The sequence below is a fragment of the Erythrobacter litoralis HTCC2594 genome (genome assembly GCF_000013005.1).
Lineage (GTDB): Bacteria > Pseudomonadota > Alphaproteobacteria > Sphingomonadales > Sphingomonadaceae > Parerythrobacter > Parerythrobacter litoralis_A.
On record NC_007722.1, the window covers coordinates 2639382 to 2655653 of the forward strand.

Here is a 16272-nt window from a genome sequence, read left to right on the forward strand (position 1 = left end):
CTAAGCCCCGCAAAGTGAGCCGTCCATGAATTTGCGCCGTTCAGGTGCCGCCGGCGCGTTCGGTGTCGGCGTCGTCGCTCCCAGCATCCGCCGCAGCAGGAGGCGCTGTAGTGCCTTGCCTGCACGTGACCGTGCCCGATCCCATCGATTCGACCGTGCAGGTCGCGCCACCGGTAACGACGACATCGCCGGAGCCGACGATATTGGCGTCAACCGTACCGTCGGAAGCGAAGCTCGCATCGCCCGATCCGGCAATCGTGATTTCCGCATCCTCGACTGTCAGGCGGTCCATTTCGGCCTTGCCGGACCCGGCAATGGTCAGCTCCATGCGTTCAGCCGTCCCGGCTGCGACCAGTGTGCCCGAACCGGCGACGGTCACTTCGAGCCGGGTAGCGGCGAGATTGCCGACATCGGCCCGCCCCGAACCCGCGATCGTAACGTCGGCTTCGCGGTCCATACCCGGCAATTGCACATCGCCCGAGCCGGCAATCACCAGTTCGGCGGGCAGCGGCATGGTCACGCGCACGGTGGCCTTGCCATCCATGCTCCAGGTTTCCTGTTCGCGCATGATGCCCAAGGCACCATCGTCATTGGTGAAGCGCATCGCCTCGACGATCTCGGGATCGCCTTCGACATCGATGTCGAGCGTTTCGCCTTCGGTCACGATCACCGTGTCCGGTCCGGCGAGCACGAGCTCAGTCGGTGCCGGGCCGGTCATATCGAGCTCGGACAGCGGCACGCCGTCGCTACCACCGATGGAAATGTCCATCCCGTCGCAGGCCGACAGAGCCAGCCCCATGCCGATCGCGGCAAGGGGTGCGATTTTCTTGAATAGGGTGTTGAGCATCGTTTCCTCCCGAATGTGTATTGCCGACGTAATACACTGCGGGCATATCTTCAACCCACGAAAAAGGGCCGCTCCTTGCGGTAGCGACCCTCATCGAAGTCGGATTGTCGCCTTTCGATCAGGCGTCCTCTTCCTCGTTGTTGTAATATTGCGGCGCATGCTCGCGCAGAACGTCGAGGATTTTCTCGAGCGCGGTCGCTTCGTCGGTCTTTTCCATCGCCGCGAGTTCGCGAGCGAGGCGGCTCGATGCGGCTTCGAAGATCTGGCGTTCGGAATAGCTCTGCTCGGGCTGGTCGTCCGGGCGGAAGAGGTCGCGCGTCACTTCGGCGATCAGCACGATTTCGCCCGAATTGATCTTGGCTTCGTATTCCTGCGCGCGGCGGCTCCACATGGTCCGCTTGACCTTGGGCTTGCCCTTGAGCGTTTCCATCGCTTCCTTCAGCGTCTTGTCGCTCGACAGCTTGCGCATGCCGATCGATTCGACCTTGTTGGTGGGCACGCGGAGCGTCATGCGCTCCTTCTCGAAGCGCAGCACGTAAAGCTCGAGCTGCATGCCGGCGATTTCCTCGTTCTGAAGCTCGATCACGCGACCGACGCCGTGCTTGGGGTAAACAACATAATCGCCTACGTCGAAGGCGAGGGCCTTGGCTGCCATGAAGTATCCTTCCTTTCAAAAGACAGGCGTGTTTCCGACAGTCGCCCCGTAATCGGCCGCGCGAGGCGCGCCGGCATGGGCCTCAACTTGTCGAAAATTCGCGATCCTGCCTTTCCATTTCAAGCCGGAGCGGAATCGGAGCGCTCGCGGTTGCATCATTATATAACAGATTCGCAACAAAATTGCCAGTGCGTGTCCGAATGCACCAGTTTCAGGCGCGCCTGGCGGCGACCTGCACGTTGAGTTCGGCACCGAGCAGGAGAAGATAGGCCGACAGGTAGAGCCAGGTCAGCAAGACCATGACCGCTCCCAGCGAACCGTAAGTCGCGTTGTAATTGCCGAAATTCGCGACATAGAAACCGAACAGCGAAGTCGCCAACAGCCAGAGGGCGGCGAACACGACTGCGCCCGGCCATGTCCGGTTCCAGGTTGCGGTCGGACGATCGGGCGCATGGCGGTAAAGCAGAACCGCACCGAGCGCGCCGGACGAGAACAGCACCAGGTAGCTTGCGGCCAACCCCAGGGCATCACCAATCAATCCGGCCACAGTGAGCGCTAGCGCAACGATGCCCAAGCCCAGGACCGCGCCGCCGGTGATCAGCAATGCCAGCGCGTTCTTTTCTACAAAGCCGCGGGTCTCCGTAGTGTCGTAAGCGATATCGAGACCGGCCATCAGCGCAGTGGCTCCGCTACGCGCCCCGAACAGCGAGATCGCCAGCGCGAGGAGCAGGCCAAAGCCCTTGCTGCTGTCGGGCCCTTCGACGACGCCTTCCAGCTGGCTACCGATCAGTTCGGCCGCCGATGCCGGCAGGAAAGAGCTCAATGCGCGAATATTCTCCGCAACCATCAGCGGATCGGCGACAATCCCGTAAGCGAGCACGATCGCCCCGAGTAGCGGGACGAAAGCGAGGAAGGCGAAGAAAGCCACGCCGGCCGCGGCCAGCCCCACATTGTCGCGCCCGGCCTGGTCGAGCGCGTCCCTGACTATAGCGATGCCGTTCTGGAGTGTCGCGATAAAGCTCAGTCGCCTTCGCCGGGTTCGGCGCTAAAGTATTTCTCGTACTTGTCCTCTTCGCCCTTATGCTCGTCGGCGTCGGCAGGCGGTTCTTTCTTCTGCGTAATGTTGGGCCAATCGGCGGAGAATTTGGTATTGATCTCGAGCCACTTTTCGAGCCCGTCCTCGGTATCGGGCAGGATCGCCTCGGCCGGACATTCGGGCTCGCACACGCCGCAATCGATGCATTCGCTGGGATTGATGACGAGCATGTTGTCGCCTTCGTAGAAACAATCGACCGGGCAGACCTCGACGCAATCGGTGTATTTGCATTTGATGCAGGCGTCGGTGACGACGTAGGTCATGACGAGCTTTTCCCCTTGAGTTCGTGCGTTGAACCCTCCGCTAATGCGGATTGTTCCCTCGGGTCAAGCGCGCGATAGCATTCCCGCGCTTCCGCGGCAGGACCGCGTCGTTCGGGCAAATGCAGGATTTCGATGACGACGACCGACTTGCCGAGCGGAACCGTCAGGATGTCTCCCTCGGCCACCGGATGGCTGACCTGCACCACGCGGCGACCGTTGGCGCGAAGATGGCCGGCTTCGATCAGGTTGCGTGCCGCGCTGCGCGTCTTGAAGAAACGCAGGCGGCACAGAACCAGGTCGATCCGCATTAGCGCACGAGCTTGGCAAGGTCGGCGAAGGGATTGCCCGGAGCGGGCCCGCTGTCGCGGCGAGCCTTGTCGGTGGATTTACCCCTCGGTTCACCGTTTCGTTTTCCGCGCCCTTTGCCATGCCTGTTGGCGCGGGCGGTGCCGCCCCTGCCCGGCCGCCAGCTCCATCGGTCAGGGGAGGGCGGGCCGAAAACATTCTCGGGCAACGGCTTCGCCTTGTGCATCCGGAAACCGGCCGCGCCGAGCAGCCTTGCGAAACTGGCTTCGGTCAAGCCCGTCGACACAGCGAGGGACGCGTCGAGCATGAACGATTTCGCTTCGCCCGCCTTTGTACGCGCCTCATGGGCCGCCTTGACCAGCTTTTCCGCCACATCCACCCTGATCAGCTGCTCGCCCGCCGGGCGATAGCCTGCAGGGATGCTCTTGGTTGCAGGCAAAACGGATCGCATCGCCTCTTCGAGCGGGCGCTTGTCCATCCCGCTCGCATGCAGTGCAAGACGCGGTGCGGGCTTGAGCAAGGCGGGGGCAAAGACATCCAGCGCACCGAAAACGACGCCAAGACGGCGCAGAAAAGGCCTCGTTTCCTTGGGCAAGTGCCTGATACCGGCATCGTCGCGCGTGACATATCCATGGCCCGCTATCAGTGCGAGCAGCAGTGCACGCGCCTCCGATCCCGCTTCGGGGTCCGCCGAAGCCGCTTGCAGCTTGTCGAGCGCTTCGAGCGGTTTGAGCCGTGTCTCGATCCAGTCGGTCAGCGCCGCAAGGAAAGTCGTCTTCTCCGGTTCGGCAATCCGGTCGAGGTCGCGCGCGGCCGAGATCGTAGGCTTGGTCGCCAGCTGACCCGGTTCGAGCGTGGCGATAGACTGGTTTGCCCAGACAACCTTGCCCTTTTCGAGCGAAACGCCCGCAAAGCCGCTTTCGCGCAATCGGACGGCTTGCTCTGCCAGGATACGCGGCAGTGCCTTTTCTCCCGCCGATAGCAGCATCTTCCGGTCCGCTAGCCGCGCCTGGCCATCGACGGCGAAGCGAAAGCCGCTGACCGTGCCGATCGCTTCATCCTCGACCAGCAAGGTCCCGTCGTCGGCCAGCGACACGGGGAGCAAATTGGGATCGTTGCCCAGGTTCTTCATCAGGATCGCCGTCCTCCGATTGACAAAACGTTCGGTCAGCCGCGCGTGCAAAGCGTCCGACAATCTGGCTTCGATCGCCCGCGCCCGCGCCGCCATCTCGTCGCGCGCCAACACCCAGTCGGGCCGCTGGCAGATATAGGCCCAACTGCGAATGGCCGCGATCCGGCCCTGTAGCGTAGCGATATCGCCTTGCATATTGTCGAGCTCGGCGATGCGGGTCGCGACATAGTCCGCGCCGAGATAGCCTTCGCGCAGGTCCTGCCACAGCCGCGCGACGAAGCGCGCGTGGGTGTCGGCCCCGGACTGGCGAAAATCGGGCAGCGAGCATGTTTCCCAGAAGCGTCGCACCGCGCCGGCCCCCTTGATGGACGCCGCGAGCGGCTCGTCCGCCAGTTTTTTGAGCACCGCGAGGTCGATGGCTTCCGGCGCGCCGCGCAGTTCCGGTTCGCCCGGCTTGCGTTCGAGATCGGCAATCAGCGTGCCGATCGTATCGAAGCGCGGTTCGGCCTCGCGCCAGTAAAGATGCGTGAGCGGGGCGAAGCGGTGTTCTTCGATGGCGAAGATCTCTTCCTCGTCCAGTTCGGCCGCCCCGCCGCGCCCGCCCGAGAGGGTTCCGAAGGTGCCGTCCTTCTGGTGCCGCCCTGCACGTCCGGCAATCTGCGCCATTTCGGCCGGCGTGAGGCGGCGCTGGCGCACACCGTCGAATTTGACGAGAGAGGCGAAGGCGACGTGGGTGACGTCAAGATTCAGCCCCATGCCGATGGCGTCGGTAGCGACGATGTAGTCCACCTCGCCCGACTGGAAGAGCTCGACCTGCTTGTTGCGGGTCTCCGGGCTCAGCGCGCCCATCACCACTGCCGCCCCGCCGCGATGGCGCCTGAGCATTTCGGCCACGGTATAGACCTGTTCTGCGCTGAACCCGACGATGGCGCTGCGCGGCGGCAAGCGCGAGAGCTTGCGCGGGCCGATATGCGTAAGGGTGGAAAAGCGCGGCCGGGTCTCGACCTGCGCCCGCGGCACGAGCGACTTGAGAACCGGCTCCAGCGTAGCCGAGCCCAGCAGCATCGTCTCTTCCCGCCCGCGCGCGTGCAGCAGACGGTCCGTGAAGATATGCCCGCGCTCCCGATCCGCCGAGAGCTGTGCTTCGTCGAGCGCGACGAAGGCATGGCCGCCGCCGTCGCTGGGCATCGCTTCGGCGGTGCACAGGAAATAACGTGCATGCGGGGGCTCGATCCGTTCCTCGCCGGTGATGAGCGCAACCTGGCTCTCACCCTTGATGGCAACCACCCGGTCATAGACTTCGCGCGCCAGAAGCCGCAGCGGGAAGCCGATCGCTCCGCTCGAATGGCCGCACATCCGTTCGATCGCCAGATGGGTCTTGCCGGTATTGGTGGGCCCGAGGACCGCCCTGATGGTGCTGCCACTCACCCGGCGCTTGTGGCAGCGCACCGCTCAACCCGCAACCCGTTGGACCGGACCATAAATTCGTCGCATCGGACAGTCGTTTCAGCGGGCTTTAAACCGGTATTAACTTTAATTTGCCAGCGTGCTGGGGCATGGAGCCTGCGACACCCGCTAAGGGTGAGGTCGCAATCGGCAAATATTGCCAGCGGCTCCTTGGATCGAGGAGGGCGCACTGTACCAGGCGCGTGCAGAAACGGGGGTCGGCGCTATGACCGGCGATGAAGGCGGCGGCGACTGGCGCGCTGCCGCCCTGTCGCATGCGCAGATCATCGGATCCGAGCGTCACCACACCCTGCAGCGCGCCGACAGCCTGCGCGAAAGATTCCATACGTGGCGTTTCGAAACGGGCGAAAAGCTCGACCGGATCGATCTCGCGCCCGACCTTGCCGAACGGATCGGCAGCAAGCGCTGGTTTCGTGGCCTGACGACCCTGCTTGGCCTTTCGGCCGTCGCGCTGTCATTCTGGCCAAGCTTCGAACCGCTAGAAGCCGCGCCTGCCGCCGCCATCGACCAGTCGGCGCGCGAAGAGTTTCGTAGCCATGCCATCACGCCGCTGGCCCTCGGGGGGGACACCGGCAGCCGGATGGGTGCCAGTGCTCTGGTGGAAGAGCTGCCTTCCGCGCCGGAACGCCCGCAGGTCCAGCTTGTTGCAACGCTCGCCCAGGGCGACAGTTTCACCCGCATGCTCCGCCGCGCCGGTGTCGGCTCCGGCGATGCAGACCGCGTCGTCGATCTGATCTCGCGCGCCATACCGCTGGACGACATCGAGTCGGGCACCCAGCTTGACATTACCCTGGGCCGCCGCCCTGCGCCGGGCGAAACGCGGCCGCTCGAAGCGATCGAATTCCGCGCCCGTTTCGATCTTGCGCTCGGTATCCAGCGCGGCGACGACGGCAATCTCGCGCTTTTGCGCAAGCCGATCCGCGTCGACGACACGCCGCTGCGCATTCGCGGTACGGTCGGCTCGAGCCTTTACCGCTCGGCTCGCGCCGCGGGAGCGCCTGCCAGCGCTGTGCAGCAATATCTCAAGGCCGTGGGCGACCACGCCGATTTCGACCGCGCGGTCCGCGCGAGCGACACGTTCGACATGATCGTCTCCTACCGCCGCGCTGCCACCGGCGAACGCCAGGCCGGGCAATTGCTCTATGCCGGCATCGAACGCGGCGGCGAAGCGCAGACCCAACTGATGCGCTGGGGCAAAGACGGGCGCTTTTACGAGGCATCGGGCGTCGGTGAACAGCGCAGCGGCCTGCTCGCGCCGGTCAACGGCCCTGTCGGCTCGCGCTACGGTATGCGTCGCCACCCGATCCTGGGATACCGCCGCATGCACAGCGGCCTCGACTATCGCGCGGGCCACGGCACGCCGATCCGCGCGGTCACCGATGGCCAGGTGACCGGCGCGGGACGCATGGGCGGCTGCGGGATCGCGGTCCGCCTGAAGCACTCGGGCAGCCTGCAGACCCGCTATTGCCACATGAGCCGGATGGCGGTGCGCAACGGACAGAACGTGCGCCGCGGGCAGGTGATCGGCTATGTCGGCTCGACCGGCCTTTCGACCGGGCCCCACCTTCATTACGAGATGTATCGCAACGGCCGCGCGATCAATCCGGCTTCGGTGAACTATGTCACCCGCGCACAGCTTTCGGGAGACGAATTGCAGCGTTTCCGCTCCTCGCTGGCGCAGTTGAAGACAGTAGAGGCCGGAGCGGCGTTGGTAGATCTCGCCCCGCGCCCGGAAGAGCGCGACGAGCCCGAGCGCGAGATCGACAAGCTGGCCGTCGCACAGACGCGCCAGATCGCGGGCGGCCCTTAGACAATCCGCGCATTGCGCTGGCATAGTGAATGCGGCAACACTTGCCGCATGTCAGCATCCTATCCTGCAACGCGCCTGCGCCGCACCCGGGCCACCGCCTGGAGTCGCGCGATGTTTCGCGAAACCGTGCTTACGCCAGCCGACCTGATCTGGCCATTGTTCATCATCGAGGGTGAGGGACAGGAGGAGCCGGTCGAGAGCCTCCCCGGCGTTTCGCGCTGGTCGGTCGACGGGATTGTCGCGCGGGCCAAAGAGGCGATCGACCTGGGCATCCCGTGCATCGCGCTGTTTCCCAACACGCCGAGCAAGTTGCGCAGCGACGATGGCAGGGAAGCGTACAATCCCGACAATCTGATGTGCCGCGCGATCAAGGCGGTACGCGATGCTTGCGGCAGCGATATCGGCATCCTCACCGATGTCGCGCTCGATCCCTATACCAGCCACGGGCAAGACGGCTTGCTCGACAATGCGGGCTATGTCGTCAATGACGATACCGTTGCCGTGCTGGTCGACCAGGCCGTCAATCAGGCCGAAGCGGGGGCCGATATCATCGCTCCGTCGGACATGATGGATGGACGGGTCAAGGCCATCCGCATGGCGCTGGAGATGGGCGAGCATCCCAATGTCCAGATCATGGCCTATGCCGCGAAATATGCCTCAGCCTTTTACGGACCGTTTCGCGATGCGGTCAGCAGCGGCGGGCTGCTCAAAGGCGACAAGAAAAGCTACCAGATGGATCCGGCCAATGCGCTCGAGGCACTGCGCGAGATCGAGCTGGACATCGCCGAGGGCGCCGATAGCGTGATGGTCAAGCCCGGCCTCGCCTATCTCGATATCATCTGGCGCGCGAAGGAAGCTTTCGGCGTGCCGGTGTTCGCTTACCAGGTCAGCGGCGAATACGCGCTGATAGAAGCGGGTGCTGCGGCAGGCGTCGGCGATCGCGACGCGCTGATGATGGAAAAACTTATTGCCTTCAAGCGGGCCGGTTGTGCGGGGGTCCTGACGTATCACGCACCGGTCGCTGCCAAAATGCTCGATGGCTGAATTTCGGCACGAGACCGGGCGACTGGTGCTGCGCGATTGGCGCGACGCGGATTGGCCGGAGTTCTGGGAAGGCACCAATACACCGGCTGTGATGCGCTGGCTGGGCGGTCAGCTCGATGTGTCCGGTATGGCCGCAGCAAGAGCGCGGCTGGAGAAGTATCAGGCCGATTACGGGCATACGTTTTGGGTGGTCGAGCGGCAGGACGATGGAGCCATCCTTGGATTTTGCGGTCTGAAACGCTGCACCGACGAAAACGGCCCTTTCGGGATGCCGGAAATCGGCTGGCGCTTGCGTGAAAGTGCGTGGGGTCAGGGATTTGCGAAAGAGGCCGCCCGGGCAAGCCTCGCGGTCGGCTTCGGAGATTTCGGTTTCGATGAAATCGTGGCCCTCACGGTGAAAGGCAACAGAGCCAGTTGGGGCCTCATGCGTGCGTTGGGCATGCGGCGCCGACCCGACCTCGATTTCGGCCAGAGCCATTGGTCGAGGGGGTACGGCAAGGTTATCGTGCATGCCATCGACCGCGACCATTGGACAGCGCGCGATGGCTGATATCGTGCTGGAAACCGATCGGCTGGTGCTGCGATCGATCGACGAAGGTGATGCACAGCTGCAATTCCGCCTGCTCAACACCCCGGCGGTGATGGAACATCTCGGCGGGGTGAAGGAGCTGCACGAGATCGAGGCCAAGCACGCCAAAACCATGGCCCTGTTCGCTCGGCACGGCTTCGGCTTCATGATGATGGTGGAGAAAGCCACTGGCGACCTCGTCGGCCATGCCGGCCTCAAGCGCGTCGATCACCCTGCCGCGCCGAACCAGGGCGATTTCGAGATCGGCTGGCTGGTGCGCGAGGACCGCTGGCGGAGGGGCTATGGCATCGAAGCCATGCGTGCAGTCGTCGCTTGGGCCTTCACCCGCCACGACGTCCCGCATCTCGTGGCGCTGACGTCGCAGCGCAATGCGCCAAGCTGGCGCTTGATGAAGAAACTCGGCATGGAGCGCCGACAAGACCTGGATTTCGACGATCCTAAGTATCCGCCCGACGACAACCCCACGATCCAGTATTCGCTGACCAGAAAACAATGGGAGCAGCAGCAATGACCACTCCGCCACCAGGTGTCCGCATCATTCCGATCCACGGCAACACGCCGCAGATCCACGACAGCGCTTTCGTCGCGCCCGGCTGCGTGCTGGTGGGCGACGTGACGATCGGTGCGGACAGCTCGATCTGGTACAATTGCGTGCTGCGCGCCGACGTCAGCCGGATCGTGATCGGCGAGCGGAGCAATGTTCAGGACGGCAGTGTTCTGCATTGCGATCCTGAACGTCCGGGCGATCCCGACGGCTCGCCGCTGCTGATCGGCGACGACGTGCTGATAGGCCATATGGCGATGGTCCACGGCTGCGTCATCGAGGACCGCGGCTTCGTCGGTCTCGGCGCGATCGCGATGAACAAGGCGGTCATCGGCAGCGACGCCATGCTGGCAGCGGGCGCGATGCTGACCGAAGGCAAGACAATGGCGCCGGGCAGCCTGTGGGCGGGCAGACCGGCCAAGCCGCTCAAGGACCTCAGCGATGCGGCCATCGCCGGCATGCGCATGGGCGTGGCGCATTATGTCGAAAATGGTCGCGCGCATAAGGCTGCGGTGAAAGCGACTGGCAACTGACGCAAAGTCGCGCGGCGCGACTTTCGCTTAGTCCTGGATCATGGCCTTGAGCGTCTGGAGCCGGTCCGCTTCGTGCACCGGCTTGTCCCAGCGGATGCGGTGAATCCGCGGGAACCGCATGGCGAGGCCGGACTTGTGACGCTTGCTGGTATGCACGCTGTCGAAGGCGACTTCGAAAACGAGCGTGCGTTCGACCTCGCGCACCGGACCGAAGCGGTTGAGGGTGTTCTGGCGCACCAGCCGATCCAGTTTCTTGAGCTCCTCGTCGGTGAAACCCGAATAGGCTTTGCCCACCGGCAATAGCTCGGCCCCCTTGTCGGGGTCGCCGTCCCAGCAGCCGAAAGTGTAATCGGAATAGAAGCTCGAGCGCTTTCCGCTGCCGCGCTGGGCATACATCAGCACGCAATCCACCAGCAGCGGATCGCGCTTCCATTTGTACCACAGCCCGGTCTTGCGTCCGGCGATATAGGGGCTGTCGCGGCGCTTGAGCATCAGGCCCTCGATCGCGTCCTCGCGCGTGCCTTCGCGGATTTCGGCCAGGTGCTCGAAATCACGCGCATCGACGATGGTGCTGAGGTCGAAATGGCTGTCCGGCAGGCGCGGCACGAAGCGTTCGAGATGGTCTCTGCGCCTCTCCCACGGTTGGTCGCGCAGGTCTTCGCCTTCGATGATCAGCGCGTCGTAGAGCCGCACGAAGGCAGGGCTTTCGCTCAGCATCTTCTTGCTGACCGTCTTGCGCCCCAGCCGTTGCTGCAGCGCGTTGAAACTTGCAGCGCCGCCCGCTTCACCGCCCTGTGCATCGCCGCGCACCAGCAGCTCGCCGTCCAGCACCGCCGGGACCTGCAGCGCGTCGACCATTTCGGGGAAGGTGCGGCTGATATCGTCGCCGCTGCGCGAATAAATCCGCGTCTCGCCACCGGCATGGACGAGCTGGACGCGGATGCCGTCCCATTTCCACTCGGCAGCATAGTCCGCCATGTCGACCACCGTGTCCTCGAGCGGATGCGCAAGCATGAAGGGGCGGAAGGTCGGCTTGTTCTCGGTATCGGGCGGGTCGGCCCCGTCGGCGGCCCAGGCGAACAGCTCCTCGTAAGGCGGCTCGAGCCCGTGCCAATACTCCTCGACATCTTCGACATCGACGCCGAAGGCTTGCGCGAAAGCGACCTTGGCCAAACGGCTGGACACGCCGATCCGCATCGCGCCCGTTGCGATCTTTAGAAGCGCGTACCGGCCCGACGGATCGAGCCTGTCGAGCAGCGCGGGCAGCTCGGTGAGCACCGATTGGCGCGTCATTTTCGACAGTAGATCAACCACTTCGCTCACCGAGGGAGGCGGCGTGACGTCACTATCGGGGGCGGGCCAGAGCAGGCTCGCGGTTTCCGCCGTATCGCCCACGAAATCGCGGCTGAGTGTCCACAGGACCGGATCGATCCGCTCCTTCATGATCGTGCGGATCGCGCTCGACTTGACCGCCGGGAAATCGAGCCCGTCGGTCAGTGCCGCCAGCGCCCAGCCGCGGTCCGGGTCGGGCGTTTCACGCAAATATGCGGCAATAAGCCGCAATTTCTCGTTGCGGCTGCGCGTATAGACCAGCGCGTCGATCAGGTCGGCGAAGGCTTGCACAGCTTCAAAAACCCCGTTCGCCCTGAGCCTGTCGAAGGGCCGTACTTTCTTCAAGCGCCCCGATTGCCAAAAAAAAGGCTTGGGCTTCGACAGGCTCAGCCCGAACGGATGAGGGGTGGATTCTATTCATCCTCATCCTCCCGGCCTACGAGCGCCAGCGCCCGAGCGCGGCGCTGGTGCAGTTGGTGCCAGCGCAGCAGCGCTTCCTCGCGGCCATGGGTGATCCAGGTCTCGTGCGGATCGACTTCCTCGACGGTGCGGGTGAGCTCGCCCCAATCGGCGTGGTCGGAGATGACGAGCGGCAGCTCGACGTTGCGCTGGCGGGCGCGCTGGCGCACGCGCATCCAGCCGCTCGCCATGGCGGTGATCGGTTCGGGCAGGCGGCGGCTCCAGCGGTCGTTCAGCGCGCTGGGCGGGCTGACGACGATGTGGCCGCGCATCTCGTCCTTCTTGGCGTCGCTCACCAGCCGCAATTCGCCGAGATCGACGCCGTGCTCCTCATAGAGCCTGCACATCTTCTCCATCGCGCCGTGGAGATAGATCGGCTGGTGGTGCCCTGCGGCGCGCAGTTCCGCGATCACCCGCTGCGCCTTGCCCAGCGCATAAGCACCGACCAGCACGCATCGCTCGGGGTGCGCCGCCAGCCGCTCGAGCAGTTTCGCCATCTCGTCCTCGATCGGGGGATGGGTGAAGACCGGCAAGCCAAAGGTCGCCTCGGTGATGAAGATGTCGCAGGGCGTGACCTGGAAGGGCGGACAGGTGGGATCGGGGCGGCGCTTGTAATCGCCGGTAATCACGACCCGCTCACCGGCATGTTCGAGCAGGATCTGCGCGCTGCCCAGCACGTGACCCGCTGGGACATAGGTCGCATCGACGCCGCCCTTCAGCCGGATGGTTTCGCCATATTCGACCGGCACCGCCTTGGTCGGGATCTCGCCGTTCTCGTCCTCGGCCCCGGTGCGATAGCGCAGCTTCATGATGGCCAGCGTTTCAGGCGTGGCGACGGTTTCGCCGTGGCCGCCGCGCGCGTGATCGGCATGGCCATGCGTCACCAGCGCGCGCTCTACCGGGCGGCCGGGATCGATCCAGCAATCGGCAGGCTCGATATGGATGCCCCACGGTTCGGGCCTGATCCAGGAAAAGGGAGGGCTCACAATGGATGAAATGTGAAGAAACCTGTGGAGTTCCATCAATCAGAGTCATTGACTCTCGAAAAAATAGCTCTGGGTTATCTTGATCGGCGATTCGGCGTATGCCAAATAGGATGCGTCCTATACGGACCGCGAGACCGCAAAAAGTGGCCGTGTGACCAGTCTATGTTGATTTAAAAGTTGAACGAATATTGGCGCGGCCAACGGCGGGTGTGCTCGCACACATCTTCCCACCGACCGAAACGCCAACGGCGATACGCACAAACGTGCACACGTCGCTCCATAGTCGGCTCCTTTGCTCTGAACGCCGACAAAAAGTTGCCGACTCCTCCGAGGGGCCTCGTGCCCCTCGGGCGGCATCAAGCGGCACCGAGGTTCGGAGGTTCAGAAAAAAGGGGTCACACGACCATCAGCCATGAAGGCTGATTGAGGCGATTCGGTCAAATAGTCGTGATGGAGTTTTCCCCAAGCGGGGAATCAGCCTCCGCCTTCGTCCTTGCTGTCACCAGCTTCGGGTTCGGCCTTCTTCGGCGAAGCTTTCTTCGCCGCAGGTTTGCGCTTGGGCGCAGCGCGCTTAGCTTTGGGCGGTGCAGGCGTAAGCTCGAAATTCGGCTTGCCGTCCTTGATGCTGACCTGCACTTCACCGCCATCGGCGAGCTTGCCGAACAGCAGTTCCTCGGCCAGCGGCTGCTTGATCTTCTCCTGCAACAGGCGGCCCATCGGGCGCGCGCCATAGAGACGGTCGTAGCCCTTGTCGGCCAGCCACGCACGAGCGTCCGCGTCGAACTGGATATCGACATTCTGCTCGGCCAGCTGCAATTCGAGCTGCAGGATGAACTTGTCGACCACGCGGGCGACGGTGTCCTTGCCGAGATAGCCGAACGGCACGATGGCATCCAAGCGGTTGCGGAATTCCGGCGTGAACATGCGCTTCACGGCCTCTTCGCTGGCGTCTTCCTTCGACACGTCGCCGAAGCCGATGCCCTGGCGCGCCATGTCGGCGGCACCGGCATTGGTCGTCATGATCAGCACGACATTGCGGAAATCGACCGTCTTGCCGTGGTGGTCAGTCAGGCGGCCGTTATCCATCACCTGCAGCAGGATGTTGAACAGGTCCGGATGGGCTTTCTCGATCTCGTCGAGCAGCAGCACGCAATGCGGGTTCTGGTCGACCGCATCGGTCAGCAGCCCCCCCTGGTCGTAACCGACGTAGCCCGGAGGCGCGCCGATCAGGCGCGAGACGCTGTGGCGCTCCATATATTCGGACATGTCGAAGCGCTTGAGCTCGATACCCATGATCGATGCGAGCTGGCGCGCGACCTCGGTCTTGCCGACACCGGTCGGGCCGGAGAACAGGAACGAACCGATCGGCTTGTCCGGATCGCGCAGGCCCGCGCGGCTGAGCTTCATCGCGGTCGAGAGCTTCTTCACCGCCGGATCCTGCCCGAAGACGACATGCTTAAGGTCGCGCTCGAGATTTTCCAGCGCCTTCTTGTCGTCCTTCGATACCGATTTCGGCGGGATGCGTGCCATGGTCGCGATGACCTGCTCGATCTCCTTGGCGGTGATCTTCTTCTTGCGGCGGCTCGGCGGCACCAGCATCTGCATCGCGCCCACTTCGTCGACCACATCGATCGCCTTGTCGGGCAGCTTGCGGTCGTTGATGTACCGCGCCGAGAGCTCGACGGCGGTCTTGAGCGCATCGAGCGTGTATTTGACTTTGTGGTGATCTTCGAAGGCGCTCTTGAGGCCCTTGAGGATCTTCACCGTATCTTCGATCGTCGGTTCGTTGACATCGATCTTCTGGAACCGGCGCAGCAGCGCGCGATCCTTTTCGAAGTGATTGCGGAATTCCTTGTAGGTGGTCGATCCGATGCAGCGGATGGTCCCGCCCGAAAGCGCGGGCTTGAGCAGGTTGGAAGCATCCATCGCCCCACCACTGGTCGCACCGGCACCGATGACCGTGTGAATCTCGTCGATAAACAGGATCGCTTCGGGCATCTTTTCGAGTTCGGAGACGACCTGCTTCAAACGCTCCTCGAAATCGCCGCGATAGCGCGTCCCGGCGAGCAGCGCGCCCATGTCGAGCGAGTAGATCACAGCGTCTTCCAAGACTTCGGGAACGTCGCCTTCGACGATCTTGCGTGCGAGACCTTCGGCAATGGCGGTTTTTCCGACGCCGGGATCGCCGACATAGAGCGGGTTGTTCTTGCTGCGGCGGCACAGAATCTGGACCGTCCGGTCCACTTCGGGCCCGCGGCCGATCAGCGGATCGATGCGGCCGTCCTCGGCCTTTTTGTTGAGATTGACCGTGAACTGGTCGAGCGCGGTTTCCTTCTTGTTGCCGCCGTCGGACTTGCTGTCTTCGGCCTGGCCTTCGTCGGACCCCTGCGGCGCGCGGCTCTCCAATTGCTTGCCGCCCTTGCCGATGCCGTGGCTGATAAAGCTGACGGCATCGAGCCGGCTCATGTCTTGCTGTTGCAGGAAATAAACTGCATAGCTGTCGCGCTCGCTGAACAAAGCGACCAGCACGTTGGCGCCTGTCACGGTGTCCTTGCCCGAGGACTGGACGTGCAGGATCGCCCGCTGGATCACGCGCTGGAATCCGGCGGTCGGCTGCGGCTCGCTGCCTTCCTCGGTCTGCAGCGACTGGTATTCCTGGTCGAGATAGGCCTTCACGACACTGGACAGCTCTTCCAGGTCGACCCCGCAAGCGGTCATCACCTCGGTCGCATCCTCGTCTGCGACCAGCGCGAGCAGCAGGTGCTCGAGCGTGGCGTATTCGTGGCGACGCTCGCGCGCTGAATCGATCGCGGCATGGAGCGTCTTTTCGAGGTTCTGGGCGAAACTGGGCATCAGATCACTTTCACTGCGGGAGAAATGCCTCTCCGAACGGAGAGTATGAGAAGGTATGGTTAACCAATCCTAAATCGCGGTGTGTCGGGGGACGCGTGGAAGGGCTCTGGAAGATATAGGAACCGCCGGCCAGATTGCGACTCTCGCCGCTCACGACCCAGGCTTTCCGAACAAGGCATCGGCGGCTGCGCGGTGGGCGTCGACCTTGGCCCGGTGTTGTTCGACCCGCGCGATTTCCAGTTGAAGCAAGCGGATCCGCTCGGCCAGTTCGTCCTGCGAATAGGGGCCGAGGTCTTCTGCGGCGAGCTTGCTCGCGGCATCGCCCCTGGGGCGCGGAAGGTCATCATCTTCCATTG

At 63.7% G+C, this 16272-nt stretch carries 15 protein-coding genes; 5 read left to right on the top strand and 10 right to left on the bottom strand.

Annotated features, from left to right (window positions below; genetic code table 11):
• Positions 1 to 40: 40 nt before the first annotated feature.
• The 6 genes from EL2594_RS12895 to EL2594_RS12920 form a co-directional block, all read right to left on the bottom strand.
• Positions 41 to 847 carry a head GIN domain-containing protein gene (locus tag EL2594_RS12895; RefSeq protein WP_011415536.1) on the bottom strand — a complete coding sequence of 269 codons (807 nt, stop codon included), beginning with the start codon at positions 845 to 847 and terminating at the stop codon, positions 41 to 43.
• Between the two features lie 118 nt (positions 848 to 965).
• Positions 966 to 1502, bottom strand: coding sequence for a CarD family transcriptional regulator (locus EL2594_RS12900; RefSeq protein WP_011415537.1), 537 nt, complete (start codon positions 1500 to 1502; stop codon positions 966 to 968).
• A gap of 211 nt (positions 1503 to 1713) precedes the next feature.
• Positions 1714 to 2451, bottom strand: a complete 738-nt coding sequence (locus EL2594_RS12905) for a YihY/virulence factor BrkB family protein (protein WP_011415538.1) — start codon at positions 2449 to 2451, stop codon at positions 1714 to 1716.
• 71 nt (positions 2452 to 2522) lie between these two features.
• Entirely contained in the window at positions 2523 to 2861 is a 339-nt protein-coding gene (gene fdxA / locus EL2594_RS12910) for a ferredoxin FdxA (RefSeq protein WP_011415539.1), read from the bottom strand.
• The gene (locus EL2594_RS12915; protein ID WP_011415540.1) at positions 2858 to 3169 is read right to left on the bottom strand and encodes an RNA-binding S4 domain-containing protein; all 312 of its coding nucleotides are present in this window, start codon (positions 3167 to 3169) and stop codon (positions 2858 to 2860) included. The genes fdxA and EL2594_RS12915 overlap by 4 nt, the downstream gene beginning before the upstream one ends.
• A complete protein-coding gene (locus tag EL2594_RS12920) occupies positions 3169 to 5727 on the bottom strand; it encodes a helicase-related protein (RefSeq protein ID WP_011415541.1) in 2559 nt (852 codons plus the stop codon). Before EL2594_RS12920 ends, EL2594_RS12915 begins: the two co-directional genes overlap by 1 nt.
• 244 nt (positions 5728 to 5971) lie before the next feature.
• On the opposite strand from EL2594_RS12920, the gene EL2594_RS12925 reads away from it, so the two are divergent.
• The 5 genes from EL2594_RS12925 to EL2594_RS12945 are packed head-to-tail and all read left to right on the top strand — an operon-like array spanning position 5972 to position 10286.
• The gene (locus EL2594_RS12925; protein WP_011415542.1) at positions 5972 to 7576 is read left to right on the top strand and encodes a M23 family metallopeptidase; all 1605 of its coding nucleotides are present in this window, start codon (positions 5972 to 5974) and stop codon (positions 7574 to 7576) included.
• 48 nt (positions 7577 to 7624) lie between these two features.
• On the top strand, positions 7625 to 8620 hold the full coding sequence (hemB, locus tag EL2594_RS12930) for a porphobilinogen synthase (RefSeq protein ID WP_041685356.1): 996 nt from the start codon (positions 7625 to 7627) through the stop codon (positions 8618 to 8620).
• Positions 8613 to 9170 carry a GNAT family N-acetyltransferase gene (locus EL2594_RS12935; RefSeq protein WP_011415544.1) on the top strand — a complete coding sequence of 186 codons (558 nt, stop codon included), beginning with the start codon at positions 8613 to 8615 and terminating at the stop codon, positions 9168 to 9170. Before hemB ends, EL2594_RS12935 begins: the two co-directional genes overlap by 8 nt.
• Positions 9163 to 9720: a GNAT family N-acetyltransferase gene (locus EL2594_RS12940; RefSeq protein WP_011415545.1), complete on the top strand. Its 558-nt coding sequence runs from the start codon at positions 9163 to 9165 to the stop codon at positions 9718 to 9720. The genes EL2594_RS12935 and EL2594_RS12940 overlap by 8 nt, the downstream gene beginning before the upstream one ends.
• Positions 9717 to 10286 (top strand): gamma carbonic anhydrase family protein, encoded by a 570-nt coding sequence (locus tag EL2594_RS12945; RefSeq protein WP_011415546.1) that lies wholly within the window; start codon positions 9717 to 9719, stop codon positions 10284 to 10286. The genes EL2594_RS12940 and EL2594_RS12945 overlap by 4 nt, the downstream gene beginning before the upstream one ends.
• A gap of 27 nt (positions 10287 to 10313) precedes the next feature.
• Here EL2594_RS12945 and EL2594_RS12950 read toward each other — a convergent pair whose 3' ends face one another.
• The 4 genes from EL2594_RS12950 to EL2594_RS12965 all read right to left on the bottom strand — a co-directional run bounded on the left by EL2594_RS12950 (position 10314) and on the right by EL2594_RS12965 (position 16270).
• Entirely contained in the window at positions 10314 to 11909 is a 1596-nt protein-coding gene (locus tag EL2594_RS12950; protein ID WP_011415547.1) for a cisplatin damage response ATP-dependent DNA ligase, read from the bottom strand.
• Positions 11910 to 12031: 122 nt separating this feature from the next.
• Positions 12032 to 13099 carry a ligase-associated DNA damage response exonuclease gene (locus EL2594_RS12955; protein ID WP_196793203.1) on the bottom strand — a complete coding sequence of 356 codons (1068 nt, stop codon included), beginning with the start codon at positions 13097 to 13099 and terminating at the stop codon, positions 12032 to 12034.
• Between the two features lie 438 nt (positions 13100 to 13537).
• A complete protein-coding gene (gene clpA, locus EL2594_RS12960) occupies positions 13538 to 15916 on the bottom strand; it encodes an ATP-dependent Clp protease ATP-binding subunit ClpA (protein WP_011415549.1) in 2379 nt (792 codons plus the stop codon).
• Between the two features lie 150 nt (positions 15917 to 16066).
• On the bottom strand, positions 16067 to 16270 hold the full coding sequence (locus EL2594_RS12965; RefSeq protein WP_011415550.1) for a DUF1192 domain-containing protein: 204 nt from the start codon (positions 16268 to 16270) through the stop codon (positions 16067 to 16069).
• Between the last annotated feature and the right edge of the window lie 2 nt (positions 16271 to 16272).